The organism is Pseudomonas sp. 22490 (genome assembly GCF_052044465.1).
GTDB classification, from domain to species: domain Bacteria; phylum Pseudomonadota; class Gammaproteobacteria; order Pseudomonadales; family Pseudomonadaceae; genus Pseudomonas; species Pseudomonas aeruginosa.
Window position 1 is genome coordinate 1 of record NZ_JBQENS010000034.1, and the last position, 23,254, is coordinate 23,254.

The following is a 23,254-nucleotide window of genomic DNA, read 5'->3' on the forward strand; positions in this document are numbered from 1 at the left end:
CAATGTCATCAACCTAAGCTGCAGCCCTGCCCAAGGCAAGCCCCCCGAAGCAGCCAGCCGCCATGGCCGTCGGGCGATGACCAGGCCTCTGCCGCTCAATCAGGCGGTCTAGCTGGGCTGGCGGTGATGTGATCATCGTCTGTTCCGGCTGTCTAGGCGAGATTTCTCGTCCTCCGGACGAGCCTATGCCGACCGCTTGTGGCCAGCTTTTTTTGCACGGAGGTTGGGCGGTGGTGTTTCTTCAGCGCGTCGGTTTGTAGCCCTCACAACCTCGGCTGGCTGCGCGTTTGCGTTGGCGCGCAAAGCTACGGCCTGAGCGTACGGCACTGAGGCTTTTAGCCATCAAGGCCAGCACATTGCTCAGCCCCTGAGCACAGTGCCGCACCAGCAGCTCGACCAGGGTATTTTTGAGCCGTGACACGCCTTGGGTGAAGTTGACTTTCCATCGCAGCTTGCGACCTTTGTGGCGCTGTTCGATGACCGGCTGTAGCAGGTGCTGCATCAACAGCGCCAGGTTCTTCAACAGTTGAGCGGCATGAAAGTCCTGCTTTACAGCGGTCACGCTGCGGCCGCTGAAGTTGTCCAGCGTCAGGGTTTGTTTGAGGCGACGGAAGTCGGTTTCGATGCCCCAGCGGCGGTGGTAAAGCTCGGCAAACACCTCAGCGGGAAAGGCTTCTCGATCCAGCAGCGAGGTCAGCAATACTTCGCTTTCGCCGTTGGCCAACTCGACCCGGATCAGTCTCAGCTCGATCTGGCTGGCAGGATCAACGCCAGCCTCGGAGCAGAACAGACGTGCTTCAGGATGGTTGGCCACGAAAAGCTGTGTGTCTTCAACTTGGCCAGAGTGTAGAAACGCTTTGACCTGGGCGTTATAGCCACAGGGCAGGCGCATCAGAAAGTGCCGCTGTTGCTGCGCGAACAGCGCGAATAACCAGTGCCCAGGGTAACCACGGTCAAACAGCGTCAGGCTGTCAGCCGGCAGGTGCTCAAGGTGCAGATGGGCACAGTCGCGCTCACCGACTGTCAGGGGCACGATCAGGCTATGCAAGGTTTGACCGTCAGCGACTTCGTAGAGTGTGGACAAGCGAGCCATGGGAAAGCCAGAGTGACTGCCAAAGAAGGTCGCCATGGTCGACTCCAGGGGTAAATGCACGGTCGAGCCATCCACCGCGAGCACCCTCAGCCCACGCCACTTCTGACGCAGCCCGAAGCAGTCAATTTGTTGCTGCAGGAGGCGATTGAGACTTTCAAATACCTCGGGGTTGAGCTTTTTGCGCGCTTTGCAGAAGGCCTGCGCAGTGACCATTTGCGTCTCAGTCGACGCCTGATTGAGTACGCGATAGAACTGATCGAGTTCGGTTTGCAGGGCCGTGCGCGGCTGATTGAGCAGGAACAGGACGAGGTTCTTGAAGGTGAGCTGGCGTCGGCGGGTAAAGTCTTGAGGATTCTGGCGGTGGGCGGCGATGAAGGCGGGACAATCGAGCGGGCTGGTTATTTTTTGTACAATTTTCAAGCCAGGGTTTGGCTGGCGGTGTCAAGCGATGCGGTATAGGTAGTCAAAAGGGCTTCTCCCATGCACTGATTTGAGCGCTAATTATATGATATTTATGGATAATTTCCAAAGTTGATGACATTGGCTAACAGCCAGTGACTATCCGGTAGCGGAGCAAGGTTAAGTCCTTAAGGACTTTTCTCTTAAAGGTGAAGATCAAGAGCACTTCACCATCTACTGATATTTACTTTTAACTCACTTAACACTACTCCGCACGCATGCCATGCACTACTATTATCTGAGTCGCGAAGGTATCCGCCTCTCTTGGACTATGTTTTCAATTTAGCAACACGAAACACTGCAGTATGATCGATATCGCCCTTAGATGAAGCGGCAGACTCATCAATAGACGCCCGCAATAAAAAACCCAACATCACCGCATATCCCGGAGGATCAGCAACAGGATAGATTCGGTCTTTTTCATTGTTTCCATCCGCCACCTCATGCGTACTACTAGCCCGGAAGCTGATAAAACCAGCATGAAGCATCTTTTTTCTAGAGTATCTTCGGACAAATGCCGGATATTTTCGGACACCCTCTTCGGCAGGTCCTTAGCGGCACCATGTCTTATCTGCGTTTTACTTCATTAAACACCCCATGGAGAATACTAATGACATGTCACCCAGATTGTAACTATCGTAGATGAGTCGACTAGAAGTATTCGCTACAATTTATAGATTCTAAAATCCATTTCATGCTTGGAGATATCGAGTGAACACTTGCTTGTGTTACTTCTGCGCTAGGTTCCGTACGCAAAGTAATGTCGTAAGCACCGTAGCGTGCAAGCCAGCGTGACCATTACGGCAAAACTCTTGACGAGCTTCAGAATCCCACGGCCAGCTCAGCTAGGTCCTGGGGACGAACCCCCGCCCACCGAGGCTATCGACGCATCCGGATGGGTCTGGCGGCTTGACAGCGGGCGAAGGCTTGGCGGACTCTATATTGTATTTAGTCGATACCATCTCGCATCTTAGAGAACCCTCCCATGCCCCTGCCTGCCCTACCCCTGGATGCCCTTCTCACCGGCCGCGCCCGGCCCTTCACCCGCCCCGGCTCGCGCAGCGGCATCGCCAAGTCTCCGCGCGACGGTGCGCTCAGGGTCACCCCCGTCGGCCTGGAGGGCGACGAACAGGGCGACCTGCGCGTCCATGGCGGCGTCGAGAAAGCGATCCACCATTACCCACGCGAACACTACGCCGCCTGGATCGCCGAACTGGGCGAACACCCCCTGCTGATGCAGGCGGGCGCCTTCGGCGAGAACTTCAGCACCAGCGGCTGGAGCGAAGCCGACGTCTGCCTCGGCGACCGCGTGCGGGCCGGCACCGCGCTGCTGGAGGTGTCCCAGGGGCGCATGCCCTGCTGGAAGCTCAACGACCGCTTCGAGGTCGCCGGGATGTCCCTGAGGGTGCAGGAGTCCGGGCGCACCGGCTGGTACTACCGGGTGCTGGAGGAAGGCGTGGTGGCGGCTGGCGATATCCTGCAACTGGTCGAACGGCGCCATCCGGACTGGTCGTTGTTGCGCCTGTCCGAGGTGCTGTTCGACAGGCGGGCCGACGCCGAGCTGCTGCGCCAGTGCCTGGCGCTGCCGCTGACGCCATCCTGGCGGCGCACCCTGGAGCGGCGCCTGGAAAAAGGCCAGGTCGAGGACTGGGGGCCGCGCCTGGAGGGAGCCCCCGGCCAGGTCGAGACGCCCAGGCCGACCTGAGGAAGCGCCGACGCCCCCGCAGGCAGGGAATCGGCCTGGGGATGCATGGAGTGCCGGAAAGCGGGTATAAAGCGCCAGCGTTAAGCGACCCAGACGTCTGCCAAAGGACCCCTTTCATGCTGCGGCTCTCGATGCCGGCCCTGCTCCTGGCTCTTGCCGGCTGCGCCACCAAGCCCCCCGCCAATCCCGACAACCTCTGCGAGATCTTCCGCGAAAAACCGAAATGGCACGAGGCGGCGCTGAAGATGCAGCAGCGCTGGGGCGCGCCGGTCCAGGTGCCGATGGCGATGATGTACCAGGAATCTTCCTTCAAGCATGACGCCCTGCCGCCGCGCTACTACTTCCTCGGTTTCATCCCCTGGGGCCGGGTCAGCTCCGCCTACGGCTACGCCCAGGCCAAGGACGAGACCTGGGCCGACTACAAGCGCGAGGCCGGCGGCTGGGGCGCCAGCCGCGACGACTTCGCCGACGCCCTGGACTTCATGGGCTGGTACATCCAGAAGAGCCAGCGGGTCAACGGCGTCTCCAAGTGGGACGCCTACGGCCAGTACCTGAACTACCACGAGGGCTGGGGCGGCTACCGCAACCGCAGCTACGACGCCAAGCCATGGCTGAAGAACGTCTCGCAGAAGGTCCAGTCCCGCGCCTCGCTGTTCGGCGCCCAGTACCGCAGTTGCCAGCAGGAGCTGTCGCGCGGCGGCTGGTTCTGGTAGCCCGGTCCGCGCACGCCGCGGGCCCGAACCTATTCCGCCTTCGACGAGGGCAACGGACAACGTCCGCCAAGCCCCCCAGGTCGGACCGGCACGCTCGAACGGCCAACCTGCGTCATGGAACCGCAGGCGCATCCTGCCCAGCCAGCCCGCAGCGCCAGTGAACAGGCGGGTCGTCGAACCGGCGGCTAGCCACCTGGCCGAGCGGCCTGCCCTCACCTTTCGCCCCGCTTCGCTTCCCAGGCCAGAGCGCTCGCGGATTGGCGGCGTCAGATTTCCTCGTCTACTGTTTGGATAAAAGTTTGGCGCCAGAAATACGTCAATAAATTGACTAAAAAAACTTACCCAGACTACGGATATTTCCCTGGGAATGCTAAGATAGCTATCACAAAGCCACTATCGACGAATGAACCTATTCGACGGGAAAATGACTAAACCGCGTGGCAAATGAAAAATAGTCACTAAATTGACGCTTCACCGCCTTGCTCTTCCCTATCCACTCAATGGACTGCCCGTGATCGGCAGAGCAAACAACATGCATTCGAAGTCGGTAGATAGCCTGTCGCTGACACGGGCTGGATTCATCGAGTACTTCCTGGTCGCGACCAAACTGGTACACGCGCTCACCGCCATCGCCCCGGCGCTGTTCCTGCTGTACTACCCCGGCCTGGTTCCCGTGGAGCTGCGCAGCAACATGCTCGGGCTGCTGCTGTTCTTCGGCGCGCTCACGGTGATCATGTTCCAGGCACTGGACGTCTACTCCGACGATATCTTCAGCAACCGCCTGCGCTTCCGCATCATGTTCTTCGCCTGGGCCTCGGCGTTCTGCCTGCTGTTGTTCATGTACCAGGGCCTGGGCCTGTTTCCCTACCTCAGCAGCAAGCTGGTGATCTTCTGGTTCACCGGCAGCCTGCTGCTGTTCGGCGTGCAGCGCCTGCTGGTGCTGCGCCTGTACCGGGCCTGGATGAAACGCGGCATGTACCTGCAACGCACGGTGATCCTCGGCTTCACCGAGAGCGGCATGCACCTGGCCGAATACCTGGTACGCAACCACGACATCCGCTCCGGCATCATCGGCTTCATCGACGACCGCTCCGAGCGGGTCCCGGAGAACTACAACTCGCTGCCGCTGCTGGGCAACACCAAGGACCTGGAGAAGCTGATCCGCCAGGAACAGGTCGACCAGGTGCTGGTCGCCCTGCCCTGGTTCGCCGAGGGGCGCATCGGCGCCATCGTCCATCGCCTGCGGCAATTGCCGGTGAACGTCCTGCTGGTGCCGGACATGGCTGCCTTCCGGCATGCCCACAACCGCATCGTCGATGTCTCCGGGATCCCCATGTTCAACGCGTCCGAGCTGCCACTGCGCGGCTGGTCGCCGCTGATCAAGCGCTGCGAGGACCTGGTCCTGGCGAGCATCGCGCTGGTCCTCTTCGCCCCGCTGATGGGCCTGGTGGCCCTGGCGATCAGGCTCGACTCCAAGGGGCCTGTGCTGTTCCGGCAGAAACGCTACGGCTACAACAACCGGCTGATCTGGGTCTTCAAGTTCCGCTCGATGTACACGGAAAGGACCGACGCCAACGCCGAACGCCAGACCACCCGCGACGACGACCGCATCACCCGGGTCGGCCGCTTCATCCGCAAGACCAGCATCGACGAGCTGCCGCAGCTGTTCAACGTGCTCGCCGGCAGCATGTCGATGGTCGGCCCGCGCCCCCACGCCACCGCGACCAAGGCCGCCGGCATTCCCTTCGAGGAGGCGGTCAGCGAATACAGCTCGCGCCACCGGGTCAAGCCCGGCATCACCGGCTGGGCGCAGATCAACGGCTACCGCGGTGAGACCGACACCCTGCACAAGATCAAGAAACGCGTGGAATACGACCTCGAATACATCGCCAAGTGGTCGGTGTGGTTCGACCTCTACATCCTGTTCCGTACGGTGCCAGCCGTACTCCTGACCAAGGAAGTCTACTGATGAACGCCGTCGCCCCGCTGATCCCCTGCATCGTTTCCGGCGGTTCCGGGACCCGCCTGTGGCCGGTTTCCCGGGAGAGCATGCCGAAACCCTTCATGCGCCTGGCCGATGACCAGAGCCTGTTGCAGAAGACCTTCCTGCGTATCGCCGGGCTGCCGGACGTCGCCCGCCTGCTCACGGTGACCAACCGCGACCTGCTGTTCCGCACCCTGGACGACTACCGCGCGGTCAACCGCAGCGGCCTGGCCCAGGACCTGCTGCTGGAGCCGGTGGGACGCAATACCGCGCCGGCCATCGCCGCCGCCGCGCTGCATGTGCAGGAGCACTTCGGCGACCAGGCGCAGTTGCTGATCCTTCCCGCCGACCACCTGATCCGCGACGAGCAGGCCTTCGCCGCGGCGGTGGCCGAGGCTCGCGGACTCGCGGCCCAAGGCTACCTGGTGACCTTCGGCATCACCCCGGAGCGCGCCGAGACCGGCTTCGGCTATATCGAACAGGGCGCCCCGCTGGGCAACGGCTTCCGGGTCGCACGCTTCGTCGAGAAACCCGACCAGGCCACCGCCCAGTCCTACCTGGACAGCGGCAAGTACCTGTGGAACGCCGGCATGTTCTGCTTCCAGGCCGCCACCGTGTTGCAGGAACTGGAGCGCCACGCGCCGGAGGTGCTGATCGCCGCCCGCGCCGCCCTGGCCGACGGCAGCAGCCTGGAGAACGGCCAGTGCCGCCAGCGCGAGCTGGCCGCCGGGGCCTTCGCCGAGGCGCCGGACATCTCCGTCGACTACGCGCTGATGGAGCGCTCGGACAAGGTCGCCGTGGTGCCCTGCTCCATCGGCTGGAGCGACATCGGCTCCTGGCAGGCGCTGCGCGAACTCAGCGCGGCGGACGAGAACGGCAACCAGGTACGCGGCGAAAGCGTGCTGCACGACGTCAGCAACTGCTACATCGATTCGCCGAAGCGCCTGGTCGGCGCCGTCGGCGTGCACGACCTGATCATCGTCGACACCCCCGACGCCCTGCTGGTGGCCGACGCGGCGCGCAGCCAGGACGTCAAGTTCGTCGCCCAGGAACTCAAGCGTCGCGGCCACGACGCCTTCCGCCTGCACCGCACGGTCAGCCGGCCCTGGGGCACCTACACCGTGCTCGAGGAAGGCCGCCGCTTCAAGATCAAGCGCATCGTGGTGCGCCCCAAGGCTTCGCTGTCGTTGCAGATGCACCACCATCGCAGCGAGCACTGGATCGTGGTCAGCGGCATGGCGCTGGTGGAGAACGGCGAGCGCGAGTTTCTCCTCAACACCAACGAATCCACCTTCATCCCCGCCGGGCATAGCCACCGCCTGAGCAATCCGGGGATCATCGACCTGGTGATGATCGAGGTACAGAGCGGCGAGTACCTCGGCGAGGACGACATCGTCCGCTTCAACGACATCTACGGTCGCGCCCCCGCCAGCGACGAGAAGAAAGCCTGATGCGCTGCGCCCTGGTCATTCCCACGCGCAACGCCGGCGCGCACCTGGACCGGCTGCTGCCGGCCCTGGCCGCGCAACGGCGGCAGCCGGACAGCATCCTGGTGGTGGACAGCCGCTCCAGCGACGACACGGTGGAGCGCTTCCGCGCCTTCGGCGCGCGGGTCGAGGTCATCGAGCCGGCCAGCTTCAACCACGGCGGGACGCGGCGCTGGGCCAGCCAGCAGGTCGAGGCCGACGCGCTGATCTACCTGACCCAGGACGCCATTCCCGCCTCGCCCGGCAGTTTCGCCAACCTGCTCGACGAACTCTATGCCGAGGCCGACATCGGCGTGGCCTACGGCCGCCAGTTGCCGCACCCCGGCGCCGGCCTGCTCGGTGCCCAGGCGCGGCGCTTCAACTACCCGCCGGAAAGCCGCAGCAAGCGCCTGGCCGACGCCTCGGAACTGGGGATCAAGACCTGCTTCAGTTCCGACTCGTTCTCCGCCTACCGCAGCGACGCCCTGGCGGCCGTCGGCGGCTTCCCCGAAGACGTCATCGGCAGCGAGGACGCCTACGTCGCCGCGCGCCTGCTGCAGGCCGGCTACGCGGTGCGCTACGCGGCCAGCGCCGAGGTCTACCATTCCCACGATTACCGCTTGCTGGAAGAGTTCCGCCGCTATTTCGACATCGGCGTGTTCTACGGCCGCGAGCGTTGGATACGTGCCGCCTTCGGCGGCGCGGGTGGCGAGGGCAAGCGCTATGTCCTCGCCGAGATACAGGCCTTGCGTGCCGCCGGTGCCCTGTATCGCGTACCTGAAATAGCGCTGCGTAGCGCGTTCAAGCTGCTCGGCTACCGCCTTGGCCAGCTGGAACGCCACCTGCCGGTCGCCCTCAAGCGCCGCATCAGCATGTTTCCAGGCTACTGGAAGTGAACATCATGACCTACAGGAAGTGCTCCCTCATGAAACGCACCCTCCTCATGCTCGCCATGCTCGCCCTGGCCGCATGCAACACCCCCGCACGGATTCCCGCACCGGACAGCGACACCGTGGACAGCGGCAAGCGTGCCCTGGAAGAACTCGCCAGGCTACCGCCGGCGATGGAGCGGGTGCGCGTCGGGGACACCCTGCGGATCGTCCGCGATGCCGGGGAGATGCCGACCCTCTCGGCGTTCAACGTCGCCACCATCTATGAACTGACGCTGTACACCGTGCTCAACGACGGCAGCATCTACTATCCGTTCATCGGTCGCATCCAGGCCGCGCACCGCACGCCGCAGGAAATCGCCAACGAGCTGACCACCAAGCTCGCGCCGATCTACCGCGAGCCGCGGGTCACGGTGAACATCAACCAGGCGCCGGGCAATACGGTGTTCGTCGGCGGCGCGGTGCGCAACCCGTCGGCCGTGCCGATCCCCGCCGCCAACAACATGGAGCAGGCGATCCTCGGCGCCGGCGGCATCCTGCCGGTGGGCGACGCCCGCCGCGTGGCGCTCATGCGCGAGGACTCGGAAGGCCGCTATCACGCCTACTTCCTCGACTTCAGCCAGTTGATGAAGATCGGGCCGGAAGGCCGCAAGCCCCTGGCCATGCAGCGTGGCGACATCGTCTTCGTGCCCAAGTCGATGGTCGGCGACCGTATCGAGGGCGTCGACGTCTACCTGAACCAGTTGCTGCCCTTCGCCAAGTCCATCGGCGTCGGCGTCAGCTACACCGTCAACAATGATCGCTGAGGAGCGACATCGCCATGATAGAAATTCGTTCCTTGCGTGATCTGTTGCGCCTGCTGTTCATCTACCAGCGCGAGTTCAAGCTGGCGGCCCTCAGCGCGGTGGTGATCATCGTCCTCGGCGCCTTCCTGCTGCCGGCCAAGTACGAGTCCAACGCACGCCTGCTGGTCAAGCCGGGCCGTGACTCGACCCTGCCGATCGAGATCAGCAACCGCCAGGCGCTGGTGATGCCGAGCACCCAGCGCGACCCTATCGTCGACGAAGAACGCCTGCTCACCGGCCGGCCGATCGTCCGTCAGGTGGCCGAGCGCTACCTCGAGGTGCTGGCCAACCGGCCGCCGCCGGAGGGCCTGTGGAAGCGCACCAAGTTCTATGTGAAGAAGGCCATCGGCGCGGTGTTCGACGGGATTCGCGTGACCCTGGAAACCTTCGGCGTGATCGAGGAAACCACCGCGGTCGAGCGCCTGGCCAAGGACCTCGAGAAGAAATTCGAGGTCACCCATGCGGCCGGCTCGACGGTGATGGAGATCAGCTTCACCTGGAGCGAGCCGGAAGTCGCCCAGGAAGTGGTCAAGGCCTGGATCGAGATCTACATGGAAGAGCGCACCCAGGCGCTCGGCCGCAAGAGCCTGTACGCCTTCTACGAGGCGCAGACTGCCGACAGCGCGGCGCAGATCAAGAGCTACAAGGCGCAGATCCTCAAGCACCTCAACGAGATCGGCGCATCCAGCATCGAGGACCGCCTGCAGGACCTGTCCGAGCGGATCAACGTGCTGCGCGGCGAGCGTTTCAACTCGATCCGCCTGATCGCCTCCTCCGACAGCGCCCTGGAATCCACCCGCCAGCAACTCAAGGGGCTGCCCAGGGAGATCGTCACGGTGCGGCAGATCGCGCTGAACCCGGCGCAGCAGGACCTGCGCCGGCTGCTCAACCAGAAGCGCCTGGAACGCGCCGACATGATGCGCACCTACACCGACGACGCGCCGCCGGTGAAGGCCCTGGACGCCTCGATCCGTGCCCTGGAGAAGGAAGTCCAGGACGAAGGCGCCACCGTGCAGAGTTCCGAGGACCGCGCGCCGAACACCCTGACCACTCACCTGGAACGGGTCCTGCTGGACGAGACCAGCAACAACGCGGCCCTGCGCACCCAGCTCGCGGAGCAGGAAAAGCAGCTCGCCGAACTCGAGGCGCAACGGCGCGAAGCGCTGGACATCGAGCCGACCCTGGCGCGGCTGCAGCGCGAGCTGAACGCCACCGAGCGCAACTACGCGCTGTACGTCGACAGCCTGGAGAAATCGCGGATCGACCGTGAACTGGACAAGAGCCAGATCAGCAACATCTCGGTGATCGAGGAAGCCACCTACAACCCCGGGCGGATCTTCCCGAAAACCCTGCTGATGCTGTTCCTCGCCGTGCCCTTCGGCCTCGCCGTCGGCCTGCTGGTGGTCTATCTCTGCTACCTGCTCGACCAGCGCATCCACGACGGCGGCCTGGTCGAGGAGAAATTCGGCCTGCCGCTGTGGACCACCCTGCCGGAGCTGAGCAACAGCACCGCGGAGAGCAGCAACGCCTTCACCGCCAGCATCTACCGGCTGTACGGGCTGCTGCCCTACGCGCGCATCGAGGAAAAGGGCCTGACCCTGGGCCTGACCTCGGCGCGCCACGGTGAAGGCGTGACCTTCATCATCGAGCAACTGCGCCGCCTGCTGGAGGAAAACGGCGTGCGCGTGCGGATCGGCGGCGAACCGGCCCAGCCGGGTGAAGTGGTATTGCTCGACGCGCCGGCCCTGCTGGACAGCCGCGAGGCCTTCATCGCCCTGCGCCGCGCCGACCTGATCGCCCTGGTGGTAGAGGCGCAGAAGAGCACCGTGCCGGTGGTCGAGCATGCGCTGACCATCCTCACCACGGCGTTCGGCAAGGTCGACGGGATCATCATCAACCGGCGCCGCTTCGAGGTGCCGAGCAAGGTCCTGCAGACCATCGCCCGCTACCGGAGCGCGTTCTGATGCGGATCGCCCTCCTCGCGCCCCTGCCGCCGGAAAAGAATGGCATCGCCGACTACGCCAGTCATTTCCGCAACGCCCTGCAGGGTCTCGGCATCGAAGTAGCCACGCCGCTCGCCGGCGTGGCGGCCGACAGCGCGAATATCGCCAGCCGGCTGGACAGCGTCGACTGGAACGGCTTCGACCTGGTCCATGCCGAACTCGGCGGCGGCCGCCTGGGCGAGTTCATCGCCCTGCGCGAGCTGCGCAAGCGCTTCCCGCGCCTGCCGCTGAGCGCCACGGTGCACGATCCGGAGCGCATGGTCTGGCGCCGCGAGCGCCTGCCCTGGCCGCTGAACCTGCTGGAACGCCTGCCCTCTCCCCTGCCCCAGGCCGCCGTGGTGCTCGCCGACCCGCTGACCCTGCGCGAAGAACGTGCCGTGGCCCAGGGCCTGACGCGCCTGGTGACCCTCACCGGCCTGGGCGGCGAGTGCCTGGCCCGGCGGATGCGCCTGCCGCCCGGGCGGGTCGAGGTGATCAACCACGGCAACCTGGAGATCGCCACGGTGCCGCTGCCGTCGCTGGACACCCTGCGCCTGCTGTACTTCGGATTCATCTATCGCGGCAAAGGCATCGAGGACCTGCTCGAGGCCCTCGCCGACCTGTTCGCCAGCGCGCCGGAGATGCGCCAGCGCGTGCGCCTGACCCTGGCCGGCGGCACCGCCGCGGAAATGGCCTTCGGCGCCGGCGGCAACTACCTCGACCAGTTGAAGGCACAGATCGCCGAGCTTGGCCTGGCCGACGCCATCGACTGGAACCTGAACCTGGCCGCCGCGGACATCCCGCGTACCATCCAGGCCCACCACGTGATGGTCCTGCCGTACCGCGAGTCGAAGAAACTCGGTCTGCTCGGCCAGCAGCGCGGCACCAGCGGCGCCCTGTCCTGGGCGGCAGCCTGCGGGCGCGGCGCGATCACCTCGGACGCTCGCGCCTTCGCCGAGGAAGTCGCCAGCGGCAACGGCGCCATCTACCCTCAGGGAGACGTGGCAGCCCTCTCCGAACAGTTGTTGAACCTCGCTCGCGAACCCCGCCTGGCACAGGCCTGGGCCGAGCGCGCCGGAGCGATCGGCCATGCGCGGACCTGGCCGCGCACCGCGCTGCGCTTCCAGGCACTGTTCAACGACATGGTGGGAACCGTTCATGGCACGTAAGGGACTCTATCTGGGCGGCAGCGCGCTGCTGCTCGCCGTGGTACTGCTGCTGGTGTTCTGGGGGCGTCCCGCCGACGCCGAGATCCAGGTACTGAAGGCGCCTCGCGCGGTGGTCTGGAAAGACTTCCTCGGGGTCAACGCGCAGTTCCTCTGGTTCAGCCCGGAGCGTTACAACAAGCAGATCGACCGCCTGCAGGACCTGGGGCTGGAGTGGGTGCGCCTGGACCTGCACTGGGACCGCCTGGAAACCGCCGAGGACCAGTACCAGCTGGCCTCCCTCGACCAGTTGGTCAAGGATCTCGAGGCGCGCCAGCTGAAGTCGGTGTTCTACCTGGTCGGCTCGGCCCGCTTCATCACCACCGCGCCGTTCTACTCGCCCTTCCAGGACCAGTATCCGCCGCGCGACCCGGAAGTCTTCGCCCGGCGCATGGCGATGCTCTCGCAGCGCTACCCGAGCGTGGCCGCCTGGCAGGTATGGAACGAGCCCAACCTGATCGGCTTCTGGCGGCCCAAGGCCGACCCGGAAGGCTACGCCAAGCTGCTCCAGGCCAGCACCATCGCCCTGCGCATGGTCGACCCGGAGAAGCCGGTGGTTTCCGCCGGCATGGCCTTCTTCAGCGAGATGCCCGACGGCCGCACCATGTTCGACGCCCTCGGCCACCTGGGCGTGGAGAGCCTCGGCACCATCGCCACCTACCACCCCTATACCCAGTTGCCGGAAGGCAACTACCCGTGGAACCTGGACTTCGTCTCCCACGCCAACCAGATCAACCGCGCCCTGCGCAACGCCGGCGTGCCGGCGATCTGGAGCACCGAGTGGGGCTGGTCGGCCTACAAGGGGCCGAAGGAGTTGCAGGACATCATTGGCGTCGAAGGCCAGGCCGACTACGTGCTGCGTCGCCTGGCGCTGATGAGTGCGCTGGACTACGACCGGATCTTCCTCTTCACCCTCAGCGATCTCGACCAGCGCGCCAGCGTGCGCGACCGCGACTACGGCCTGCTCGACCTGGACGCCAACCCCAAGCCGGTCTACCTGGCCCTGCAACGCTTCCTCAAGGTCACCGGGCCGAAGCTGCGCCCGGCCGACCCGCCGGTCACCGAGAACCTGCCCGACGGTTCCTTCAGCATCGGCTGGACCCGCGAGGACGGTCGCAACGTCTGGCTGTTCTGGTCGGCCCGCGGCGGCAACGTGCGCCTACCGAAGCTCAAGGAGGCCACCCTGCACGATCCGCTCAGCGGCAAGGTCACGCCCTTGAGCGGCAGCGACGGCCTGGAAGTCCCGGTGAAGTCCAGCCTGCAGATGCTGGTCTGGGAGTGAAGCCACCCATGCGTATTCTCTGGATCCTGCCCTACTCGCCCTGGCCCACCACCAGCGGCGGCAAGACCCGCCAGTACCACCTGCTGCGCAGCCTCGCGGCACGCGGCCACCGGATCACCGTGCTGCTGCACAGCAAGCAGCCGGTGAGCGCCGAGGACCGCCAGGCCCTGGAGCCCTTCCTCGAACGCCTGGTCGTGCTGCCGCGCCGACCGCTGCGCAGCCTCTCCACGCTGCTCGCCGCGCTGTTCGCGCCCTACCCGCTGCTGGCCAGCGTCAACGGCCTGTCGGCGGAGCTGCAACGCACCGCCACGGAGTTGCTGCGCGAGCCCTGGGACGTGGTCCAGGTCGAGCACAGCTATAGCTTCCAGCCCTACGAGCGACCGCTGCGCGACGCCGGCCAGCCGTTCGTGCTCACCGAGCACAACGTCGAGTCGTCCCTCGGTGCCGCCACCTACGACCGCCTGCCGGGCTGGGCGCTGCCCTTCGTGCGCTACGACCAGTGGCGTTACCGCCGCTGGGAACGCCGGGTGATGAGCCAGGCGGCAGCGGTCGTCGCCGTGACCGAGAAAGATGCGCGGCAGCTCAGCGCGATGCTCGGGCGCCCGGTGCCAGTGGTGGTCAACGGGGTCGACTGCGAGCACTTCGCCGCCGCCCGGCCGACGCCCGAAGCGCAGCGCGTGCTGTTCCTCGGCAACTACGAATACGCACCGAACGTCGATGCCGTGGAATGGATGCTCGACGAGATCCTGCCGCGGGTCTGGGCACACTGCCCCGAGGCGCGCATGAGCGTCTGCGGCTATGCGCTGCCGGCGGAGTGGGCGCAACGCTGGAGCGATCCGCGCATCGAATGGCAAGGCTTCGTTCCCGACCTGCTGCAACTGCAATCGAGCAGTTCGGTGTTCCTCGCCGCGCTGCGCCATGGCGGCGGTTCGAAGCTGAAGGTGCTCGAGGCCCTGGCCGCCGGGCTGCCGCTGGCGAGTACCGCGCAGGGCGTTTCCGGCCTGGAACTGCGGGACGGCGAGGACTACCTCGGCGGCGAATCCGCCGAGCAGCTCGCCAACGCCGTGGTGCGCCTGTTGCAGGACCCGGCGCAGGCCCGCGCGCTGGGCGAGAACGGCCGCGCCTACGTACGTCGCGCGCACGACTGGAGCGTCGCCGCCAGCCAACTGGAACAGGTCTACGCCGGCCTCGCCGAAGGAGCGCCGGCATGCGCATAGGACTCGACTACCGCACCGTCGGCAGCTCGCCGCACTCGGGCATCAGCCGCCAGGTCTATGCCATGGAGCAGGCCCTGGAAAGCCTGCCCGGCACGCAGGTGACCCGCTTCACCGTGGCCCCTCTCGACGACCCGCTGCGCCAGCGGGCGGTCTGCCCGCCGTGGGGCTGCCCGCGCACCGCGATGCACCAGCCGCACCAGCGCCTGCGCTTCGAAGCCGGGTTCCTCCCACGCGCCTTGCGCGAACAGGACATCGACCTGTACATCAGCACCTTCAACATGGGCCTGCCGCTACCGCCGCGTCCGCCGGGCGTGCGCTATGCGCTGCTGATCCACGATCTGTTCCAGATCACCCTGAAGAACTACCACGCCAACCGCCTCAAGGCACTGGTCTATCGGATCAGCGACTACCTGTCGATCGCCTATGCGCTGCGTGTCGCCGACCGTGTCTGGACCCCTTCGCAGTACAGCGCCGACGAGGCTGTGCGGCTGTTTCCCGGGGTCGCCGGGAAAGTCCGGGTGCTGCCCAACCAGGTCGACGGCTTCGCCGGCGAACCCGCCGACCTCTCGGCACGCGGCCTGCCGCCACGCTACTGGCTGCTGGTGGGTACCCGCGAACTGCGCAAGAACGTGCCCTGGTTCGTCAGTGCCTGGGCCCGGGCGCGCGCCCAGGCGCCCGGCGTGCCGCCGCTGGTGCTGGTCGGCAGCCTCGACCACCTGCCCGAGGAACAACGCGGCTTGCCCGGCCTGCACGCGCTCGGCGGGCTCGACGACGCCGAACTGCACGCGCTGTACCGCCAGGCCGAGCGGCTCTGGCAACCGTCCTACGCGGAAGGCTTCGGCCTGCCGGTGGTCGAGGCGCTGAGCGTCGGCACGCCGGTGGCGGTGGCCAGCGGCACCTCGCTGGACGAAGTCACCCCGCCGTCGGCGCCGCGCTTCTCGCCCAGCGACGGCGCCGCCCTGGAACGCCTGATGCTGCGCCTGGCCGATGCGCCGCGCGAAGCCTCGGCGGAAGAACTCATCGCCTGGGCCGCGCGCTTCAACCGCGAAGCCTACCGGCAACGGCTGGCCGCACTGATCGAGGAACTGAGTTGAGAATGTCGTTGGGAAACCTCGTCGCTGTCGTCTTCGGCCTGGCCTTCGGCGGAGCGCTGCTGATGCTCAGCCCGGCCAAGGCCGGCGCCGCCATGGTCGGCCTGGCGGCCGCGGTCACCATCCTGCGCTTCCCGTTCTGGGGGCTGCTGCTGTTCGCCCTGGTAGCGACCTTCATGCCCTACTCCACGGTCAACGTGGGGATCCGTTCGACGGTCAGCGAAGCGATCCTCGCCCTGACCTGGGGCGCGGTGCTCTGGCACATCTTCCTCTCGCGCCTGCCGCCGGCGCCGGCGCTGCGCTACCGCTCCACCGAGCGCATGCTGCTGTGGCTGATGCTGTTCACCGTGCTGCCGTTCGTGGTCGGCCAGGTCAGCATCAAGGCCGAGGCCAGCGGCCTGTCGAACTGGCTGCGCTGGCTGCTCAACCTGTCCATCGTGTTCCTCGCCGGACGCCTGCTGGTGGAGCGCAAGAACCGCGAGACCCTGGTCATCGCCCTGCTGCTGGGCACCCTGGCGATGCTGCTGATGTCCATCGCGGTGTTCATCCGCTACCGCTCGGCGTCGGGGATGGCGCCGATCCTGGCGATGTTCAACTACGCCAACCTGGACACCCTCAAGTTCGGCCTGGAGGCGCTTTCCTCGCGGATGGGCTCGCCATGGATGCACCCCAACGCCACCGGCGGGATCATGGCCCTGCTGCTGCCCCTGGCGTTCTGCTACGGGGTCGCCAACCAGGGCTGGCGGCGCGGCCTGGGCCTCGCCGTGGCGGTCCTCGGCGCCGCCGCGATCCTCCTCGCCAGTTCCCGCGGGGCGATGCTCAGCCTGGCGGTGGTGCTGTTCTGGATGTCCCTGCGCAAGGTGCCCTACACCGGCCGCCTGCTGTTGCTCGGGGTCGGCCTGGTGGTGGTCCTGGTGCTCAGCTACCCGCCGTTGCAGGAACGCCTGGCGACCATCTTCTCGCCGCAGAACGCCAGTACCGAGGTGCGCTTCGACGAATACCGGATGTTCCCCAAGGCCGTCGCCCGCTATCCGCTGGGAATCGGCTTCAAGGTCGACCCGCCGGTGCCGGGTACCGACCTCCTGGGCATCTCCAACCTGTGGCTGAACTTCATGTACAAGGTCGGCCTCGGCGGCATGCTGCTGTTCATCGCGGTGACCTGGCGCTGGTGGCGCGAAGCCCGTCCGGAGAAAGGCCCGATCCGCCTGACCCGCGACAACGCGATCTGGCTGGGCAGTACGGGCGGCATCCTGGCGGCGCTGGTCAGCGGCCTGTTCGACCACTACTTCAGCTTCGCCGTGGTGATGATCGGCCTGTTCTGGCTGCTGGTCGGGATCAACCTGCTGGAAGCCCGCCGGCTGTTCCCGGAACGCCAGCCGCAACCGCGGGCGGTGGGTTATCGCAAGCTCAAGCGACAGCTCGAGCGCGGGGCCGAGGCCTGAGATGCTCGGCTCCGCCTTCTGGCTGACCCTGGCCACCCTGCTCGGCCTGTGCCTGGGCTTCGCCCGCGAATGGCTGCTGGTGGCCTCCTGGGGCGCCGGCGAGCGCAGCGACGCCTTCCTCATCGCCCTGTTCCTGCCCGAGGCCCTGCGCATGTCGCTGGCCGGCGGCGTGCTCAGCGCGGCGGCCCTGCCACTGTTCCTCGAACGCCAGGGCGAACGTCGCCTCGACTGGCTGGCGGCGATCCTCCCGGCGCTGCTCGGTATCGCCGTGGCGCTCAGCCTCCTGCTGCTGGCGGCGGCGCCCTGGCTGGTGCGCTTGCTCGGCCCGGGCCTGGCCGAGACGGCCAGCGCCCAGGCCGCGGCCAACTTGCGGGTCCTCGCCTGGTGCGTGCCGGGGCTGATGCTCCATGCGCTATTCAGCATCCCCCTGCAGGCCGCCGAGCGCTTCGTCCTGGCCGGGCTCGGCTCGCTGCTGTTCAACCTGCCGCCGGTGCTCTACCTGGCCTTGCATGGCCAGGCCAGCCAGCCCGAACAACTGGCCCTGGCCTGCCTGCTCGGCAGCCTGCTGATGCCGCTGGTGCTGCTGCCTTCGCTATGGATCGAGGGCTGGCGGCCCTGGCACTGGCGCCTGTCCGGCACCGAACTGGGCGAGCTTGGCGGGCGCATCGCTCCGCTGCTGCTGAGCAACGCCGCCAGCCAGGGCCTGGCGCTGGTCGAGCGGCTGGTGGCCTCGCTGCTCGGCGAAGGCGCGGTGACCTGGGTCAACCTGGCGCGCAAGCTGATGAACCTGCCGCTGATCGCCCTGATGAGCCTCAACCAGGTGTTGCTCGGCATGATGAGCCGACGCCAGGGTGGCGAGCGTCTGGCCCTGCTTCGCCGCGGCCTGGAGACCGCCAGCCTGCTGACCCTGCCGGCCGGGGTCGGGCTGGTCGCTGCCGCACCCGGCCTGGTGGCCCTGTTGCTGCCGCGGCAGACCGCCGGCTCGCCGTTGCCGGCGCTGCTGGCCTGGTTCGCCGTGCCACTGGTGTTCGGCGCCTGGAATGCCTTGCTGGCGCGTTACGCCTACGCCGCCGGCGATACTCGCCTGCCGCTGCGCTGCGAGCTGCTCGGCAGCGCGCTGAACGCCGCGCTGCTGGCGGTCCTGCCGTTGATTTTCGGACTGCCGGGGATTCCCCTCGCGGCCCTTGGCGGGGTGCTCTGCACCGCGCTGCTGCTGATGCGTCGCCAGGCCCTGCTCGGCGCCCTGCCCTGGGCCCGGCTGTGGCTACTGAACGCCCTGGCCATGGCGCTCGCCGCCGGCCTGCTGTTCCGCATCGACGGTATCTGGCTGCAATTGGGCCTGGGCACCGTCGCCGGCTGCCTGGCGCTGCTCGGCATGGCGCTCTGGCTGCGGCCCTGGCGCACCGATTGACCCATGGCTCCGGGTAGGGAGCCTGGCCCTGGGGGCCTTCGAACAACCACTGTGAGTTAGCGCGTCAAGCGGGAGTTGCAAAGTGAAAAAACGCTGGATTCAGATGGATGTGACCCGCGGCGTGGGCATCCTGATCATCGTCTTCGGGCACAGCTGGTTCGTCGCCAGTTCGCCGACCGTGCTCTATCCGTTGCTCTCTCCGTTCATCCTGCCGCTGTTCTTCTTCATTTCCGGGGTGTTCTTCAGGACCGAGCAACCCTTCGGCGAGATGGCCCTGCGCAAGGCCGACGCCCTCCTCAAGCCGTTCTTCGTGACCATGCTCGGCTACGTCATCCTCCGCGACCTGCTGCGCGGCCAGCCGCTGCTGCCGGACATCGGCGGAGTGCTGTACGCCTCGGTCGACACCCTGCCCTGGCAGGCGCTCTGGTACCTGCCGCACTTCTGGGTAGCGACCCTGTTCGCCTGGTTCATGCTGCGCGTCATCCAGCGTCTCGGCCTGTCCCTCGCCGCCAGTTGCGTGCTGCTGGCCGTGCAACTGGGCCTGGGCATCCTGTTCCTCAAGACGTTCTGGCAGATCCCGGTGGAGTTCGGCGGCGAACAGTACCTGCTGCCGGGCCTGCCGTTCAGCCTGGACATCACCCTGATCAGCAGCGCCCACTTCATGTTCGGCTATGTCCTGCGCGACGTCCTGCGTCGCCACCAGAGTTCGTTGCTGACCCTGTGCATCGCCCTTGCCGTGACCACCGCCAGCTTCCTCTACTACCCGACGGTGGTGGACATGGCGCAGCGCCGCTACGACCACTGGTTCTGGGCCACCGTCCAGGCGGTGAGCGGCGTCTACCTGTGCTGGGCGCTGTCCGGGCTGATGATGAAGATCGACTGGCTGGGCAAGGCGATGACCTACATCGGCCAGTCGACCCTGATCCTGCTGATCTTCCACGGCGAGATCCAGCACAAGACCTTCAACCTGCTGGTCCACCTGGGCCTGTCGGAACCGGCCGCTGCCAGCGTCGCCCTGGTGATCTCGGTGATCGTCTCGCTGCTGATCTGCGAAGTGATCAAGCGCGTCGCGCTGCTGCGCGCCCTCTACTTCCCCTTCCCGGTGCGCAAGAAGACCGCCGCGGTCCAGGGCGGCGGCGAAGCGCGCTGACGCCCTCGGCCCGGTGCGCCTGCGCCGGGCCTTTCCCCTCCCGTCTCCCTTTTCCCTAACGGGCGGCCGACCTCGCTTCGACCTGGCCGATGATCGCCCGCTCCTTTCGCTGAGCGGGTTGGTACGCGGGCATTGCCTCCCTAGAATATGGAACATCGTTCCGAAATCTTGAAAAAGGGAGAAGCCATGACCTCTGCGGCCGTCGAGACCACCCCGCTAACCTGTGACGTGCTGGTCGTCGGCTCCGGCGCCGCCGGGCTGGCGGCGGCGGTGACCGCGGCCTGGCACGGGCGCCGGGTAGTCCTGGTGGAGAAGGACCCGGTGTTCGGCGGCGCCAGCGCCTGGTCCGGCGGCTGGGCCTGGTTGCCGCGCAACCCGCTGGCGCGTCGCGCCGGTATCGAGGAGGACATCGAGCAACCGCGTACCTACCTGCGCCACGAACTGGGCGAGCGTTACGACGCCGCGCGGATCGACGCCTTCCTCGAAGCCTGCCCGCACATGGTGGCCTTCTTCGAGCGCCACACCCACCTGCGGTTCGTCGACGGCAACGGCATCCCGGACATGCATGGCGACACGCCGGGCGCCGCCGAGGGCGGCCACCAGTTGGTCGCCGCGCCCTATGACGCACGGCAACTGGGCCCGCTGCTGCCGCGCCTGCGCAAGACCCTGCGGGAGACCTCGTTCATGGGCATGCCGATCATGGCCGGCGCCGACCTCGCCGCCTTCCTCGACCTGACCCGCTCGCTGCCGGCCTTCCTGCATGTCGCCCGGCGCTTTTCCAGCCACCTCTGGCACCTGCTGCGCTACGGTCGCGCCATGCACCTGGTCAATGGCGTGGCCCTGGTAGCGCGCCTGGCCAAGTCCGCCGAAGCCCTGGGTGTGCGCCTGATCGAATCGGCGCCAGCCCGCGAATTGCTGCTGCGTGACGGCAAGGTGGTCGGCGCGCTGGTCGAGAGCGCCGAAGGACTCCTGCGCATCGAGGCAGGCGCCGTGGTCCTGGCCTGCGGCGGCTTTCCCCATGATCCGCAGCGCCGCGCCGAGCTGGCCCCCACCCTGGACACCCTGCTGCCGCTGCCGCCGCCGGGCTGCAACGGCGACGGCTTGCGCCTGGGGGAAAGCGCCGGCGGCCGGGTGGCCGACGACCTGCGCTCGCCGATCGCCTGGGCGCCGGTCTCGCGAGTTCCCCACGGCGATGGCGAGACCGGGCACTTCCCGCACATCATCGAGCGCGGCAAGCCCGGGCTGATCGGCGTGCTGGCCAACGGCAGGCGCTTCGTCAATGAGGCGCACGGTTACCACGACTATGTCGCCGCCCTGCTCGAGGCCACCCCGCCCGGGCAGCCGGCACGCTCCTGGCTGGTCTGCGACCGGCGCTTCCTGCGTCGCTACGGCCTCGGCTACGTGCGTCCGGCGCCGCTGCCGATCGCCGCGCACCTGCGCAGCGGCTATCTCAAGCGCGGGACCAGCCTGGATCAGTTGGCAAGGAGCTGCGGCATCGACCCGTCCGGCCTGGCCGCCACCGTCGCCGAATACAACCGCCACGCCCGCGAGGGCCGCGACCCAGAGTTCGGCCGCGGCGGCACGGCATTCAACCGTAAGCAGGGCGACCCGGCGTATCCGGGGCCGAATCCCTGCGTCGCCCCCATCGAACGCGGACCGTACTACGCGGTGCAGGTCGAGCCCGGCTGCTTCGGCACCTTCGCCGGGCTGAAGACCGACGCCCAGGCCCGCGTGCTGGACGGCGGCGGCCAGCCGATCCCCGGCCTGTACGCGGCGGGCGCGGACATGGCGAGCCTGTTCGCCGGCCACTATCCCTCCGGCGGCATCAACCTGGGGCCGGCGCTGACCTTCGGCTACATCGCCGGCCGCCATATCGCCGGCGCCCTCGGCTACGAGCAGGAGCAAGCGCAGCGCGGTTGAACGTTCCAGCGGGCGCAGCGGCCTAAACAGGCAAGCTTTCCTTCGGAACCCAAGCATGAGCGCAGCGCCACCGGATATCCCCGCCCTGCCCGCCGGCCTCTGCTACGTCGACGACCGCCAGCCGGGCATCCGTCGACGCCGGCAGGGCAAGCGCTTCGTCTATTTCGATGCCGACGGCCAGCGCATCGGCGACGCCGAGGAGATCCGCCGGCTGGACAAGCTGGCCATTCCGCCGGCCTATCGCGAGGTCTGGATCTGTCCCGACCCCAACGGCCATCTCCAGGCCACCGGCCGCGACGCCCGTGGACGCAAGCAGTACCGCTACCACCCGCGCTGGCGCGAGGTACGCGATGCCGACAAGTACGAGCGCCTGCTGCGCTTCGGCCAGGCGCTGCCGCGGCTGCGCCGGCACATCGACGCCCAGTTGCGCCTGCCCGGCCTCGGTCGCGACAAGGTGGTGGCCCTGGCGGTTGCGCTGCTCGACGCCACCCTGATCCGCGTCGGCAACCACCGCTACGCCCGCGACAACCGCTCCTACGGCCTGACCACCCTGCGTACCCGGCACGTGGACGTGAACGGCAGTCGCATCCGGTTCCGCTTCAAGGGCAAGAGCGGCATCGAGCATGACGTCAGCCTGGAGCATCCGCGCCTGGCGCGGGTGCTGCGGCGCTGCCTGGAATTGCCCGGCCAGGACCTGTTGCAGTACCTGGACGAGGACGGCCAGCCGCACCGCATCGGCTCCCACGACATCAATGAGTACCTGCGCCGGCATACCGGCGAGGATTTCAGCGCCAAGGACTACCGTACCTGGGCCGGCAGCGCGCTGGCGCTGGAGCGCCTGCGGCGTGCCGAAGCCGACGGGCTTGGCGCGGTGGTGGCGGAGGTCGCCGCCGAATTGGGCAACAGCGTGGCGATCTGCCGGCAATGCTACATCCACCCGGCGATCATCGAGGCCTACCAGGCCGGGCAACTGGGCCAGCTCAGGCGCGCCCGCAAGCGCCGCTGGCTGAGTGCCGAGGAAGCGACCCTGCTGGCCTTCCTCGACACGCCCGGCTGATCAGTTGCCCGGGTGCGGATCGATGCCGTGCCGGCGCAGCAGGCCGAGCAGGCGGCCAATCTCGGTCTGGCAGGCTTCCAATTCCTTGCGCAGGGTGTGTTCGCGGCGCTGCTGCTCCAGCTTCACGCGTTCGAGTTCGGCGCGCGCCTCACGGCGGATCTGCCGCTCGCGCTCCTTGTCGGAATGCTCGGCGCCGAGGGCCTCTTCGGCCTTGCGCGCGCGGTATTCGCGCATCCGCTGGGCGGCCGACTTGGCCTTGCCGCTCGGCTTGGGCCCGGGTTTGCTGGCTTTCATGAACGCCTCCATCTGCGTAACGTTACGCAATCAGAATAGCGTAACGTT

At 66.8% G+C, this 23,254-nt stretch carries 19 protein-coding genes; 16 read left to right on the forward strand and 3 right to left on the reverse strand.

What is annotated here, in order from left to right:
- Positions 1–241 precede the first annotated feature (241 nt).
- Positions 242–1,513 carry an IS4-like element ISPa1635 family transposase gene (locus tag ACTJJX_RS28340; protein ID WP_004423958.1) on the reverse strand — a complete coding sequence of 424 codons (1,272 nt, stop codon included), beginning with the start codon at positions 1,511–1,513 and terminating at the stop codon, positions 242–244.
- 308 nt (positions 1,514–1,821) lie between these two features.
- Positions 1,822–2,040 carry a hypothetical protein gene (locus tag ACTJJX_RS28345; RefSeq protein ID WP_123789296.1) on the reverse strand — a complete coding sequence of 73 codons (219 nt, stop codon included), beginning with the start codon at positions 2,038–2,040 and terminating at the stop codon, positions 1,822–1,824.
- A 497-nt stretch (positions 2,041–2,537) separates the two neighbouring features.
- Here ACTJJX_RS28345 and ACTJJX_RS28350 point away from each other — a divergent pair, with 497 nt between their 5' ends.
- The 16 genes from ACTJJX_RS28350 (at position 2,538) to ACTJJX_RS28425 (ending at position 22,912) form a co-directional block, all read left to right on the forward strand.
- On the forward strand, positions 2,538–3,257 hold the full coding sequence (locus ACTJJX_RS28350; protein WP_016852909.1) for an MOSC domain-containing protein: 720 nt from the start codon (positions 2,538–2,540) through the stop codon (positions 3,255–3,257).
- 116 nt (positions 3,258–3,373) lie between these two features.
- Positions 3,374–3,970 carry a transglycosylase SLT domain-containing protein gene (locus tag ACTJJX_RS28355; protein ID WP_003089218.1) on the forward strand — a complete coding sequence of 199 codons (597 nt, stop codon included), beginning with the start codon at positions 3,374–3,376 and terminating at the stop codon, positions 3,968–3,970.
- Positions 3,971–4,502: 532 nt separating this feature from the next.
- The gene (locus ACTJJX_RS28360) at positions 4,503–5,939 is read left to right on the forward strand and encodes an undecaprenyl-phosphate glucose phosphotransferase (RefSeq protein WP_016852908.1); all 1,437 of its coding nucleotides are present in this window, start codon (positions 4,503–4,505) and stop codon (positions 5,937–5,939) included.
- Complete coding sequence (locus tag ACTJJX_RS28365; RefSeq protein ID WP_003113717.1) at positions 5,939–7,405, forward strand: mannose-1-phosphate guanylyltransferase/mannose-6-phosphate isomerase; 1,467 nt, start codon at positions 5,939–5,941, stop codon at positions 7,403–7,405. The genes ACTJJX_RS28360 and ACTJJX_RS28365 overlap by 1 nt, the downstream gene beginning before the upstream one ends.
- Complete coding sequence (locus tag ACTJJX_RS28370; RefSeq protein WP_016852907.1) at positions 7,405–8,316, forward strand: glycosyltransferase family 2 protein; 912 nt, start codon at positions 7,405–7,407, stop codon at positions 8,314–8,316. Before ACTJJX_RS28365 ends, ACTJJX_RS28370 begins: the two co-directional genes overlap by 1 nt.
- 29 nt (positions 8,317–8,345) lie before the next feature.
- The gene (locus tag ACTJJX_RS28375; RefSeq protein ID WP_003089227.1) at positions 8,346–9,116 is read left to right on the forward strand and encodes a polysaccharide biosynthesis/export family protein; all 771 of its coding nucleotides are present in this window, start codon (positions 8,346–8,348) and stop codon (positions 9,114–9,116) included.
- A gap of 14 nt (positions 9,117–9,130) precedes the next feature.
- On the forward strand, positions 9,131–11,119 hold the full coding sequence (locus tag ACTJJX_RS28380) for a GumC family protein (protein ID WP_003113719.1): 1,989 nt from the start codon (positions 9,131–9,133) through the stop codon (positions 11,117–11,119).
- On the forward strand, positions 11,119–12,306 hold the full coding sequence (locus ACTJJX_RS28385) for a glycosyltransferase family 4 protein (protein WP_003158941.1): 1,188 nt from the start codon (positions 11,119–11,121) through the stop codon (positions 12,304–12,306). Before ACTJJX_RS28380 ends, ACTJJX_RS28385 begins: the two co-directional genes overlap by 1 nt.
- On the forward strand, positions 12,296–13,624 hold the full coding sequence (locus ACTJJX_RS28390; protein WP_003117345.1) for a cellulase family glycosylhydrolase: 1,329 nt from the start codon (positions 12,296–12,298) through the stop codon (positions 13,622–13,624). Before ACTJJX_RS28385 ends, ACTJJX_RS28390 begins: the two co-directional genes overlap by 11 nt.
- 8 nt (positions 13,625–13,632) lie before the next feature.
- A complete protein-coding gene (locus ACTJJX_RS28395; protein ID WP_003120153.1) occupies positions 13,633–14,841 on the forward strand; it encodes a glycosyltransferase family 4 protein in 1,209 nt (402 codons plus the stop codon).
- Positions 14,832–15,935 (forward strand): glycosyltransferase family 4 protein, encoded by a 1,104-nt coding sequence (locus ACTJJX_RS28400; RefSeq protein ID WP_003120152.1) that lies wholly within the window; start codon positions 14,832–14,834, stop codon positions 15,933–15,935. Before ACTJJX_RS28395 ends, ACTJJX_RS28400 begins: the two co-directional genes overlap by 10 nt.
- A gap of 2 nt (positions 15,936–15,937) precedes the next feature.
- Positions 15,938–17,374 (forward strand): biofilm formation protein PslJ, encoded by a 1,437-nt coding sequence (locus ACTJJX_RS28405; RefSeq protein WP_003089234.1) that lies wholly within the window; start codon positions 15,938–15,940, stop codon positions 17,372–17,374.
- Position 17,375: 1 nt separating this feature from the next.
- The gene (locus ACTJJX_RS28410; RefSeq protein ID WP_003122758.1) at positions 17,376–18,785 is read left to right on the forward strand and encodes a lipid II flippase MurJ; all 1,410 of its coding nucleotides are present in this window, start codon (positions 17,376–17,378) and stop codon (positions 18,783–18,785) included.
- Positions 18,786–18,867: 82 nt separating this feature from the next.
- Positions 18,868–19,935: an acyltransferase family protein gene (locus ACTJJX_RS28415; RefSeq protein WP_016852905.1), complete on the forward strand. Its 1,068-nt coding sequence runs from the start codon at positions 18,868–18,870 to the stop codon at positions 19,933–19,935.
- 186 nt (positions 19,936–20,121) lie between these two features.
- On the forward strand, positions 20,122–21,855 hold the full coding sequence (locus tag ACTJJX_RS28420; protein ID WP_003113725.1) for an FAD-dependent oxidoreductase: 1,734 nt from the start codon (positions 20,122–20,124) through the stop codon (positions 21,853–21,855).
- A gap of 55 nt (positions 21,856–21,910) precedes the next feature.
- Positions 21,911–22,912: a DNA topoisomerase IB gene (locus ACTJJX_RS28425; RefSeq protein ID WP_003113726.1), complete on the forward strand. Its 1,002-nt coding sequence runs from the start codon at positions 21,911–21,913 to the stop codon at positions 22,910–22,912.
- On the opposite strand, the gene ACTJJX_RS28430 is transcribed toward ACTJJX_RS28425, so the two are convergent.
- Positions 22,913–23,206 carry an inner centromere protein gene (locus ACTJJX_RS28430; protein ID WP_003113727.1) on the reverse strand — a complete coding sequence of 98 codons (294 nt, stop codon included), beginning with the start codon at positions 23,204–23,206 and terminating at the stop codon, positions 22,913–22,915. It abuts the gene before it with no gap.
- Positions 23,207–23,254 lie beyond the last annotated feature (48 nt).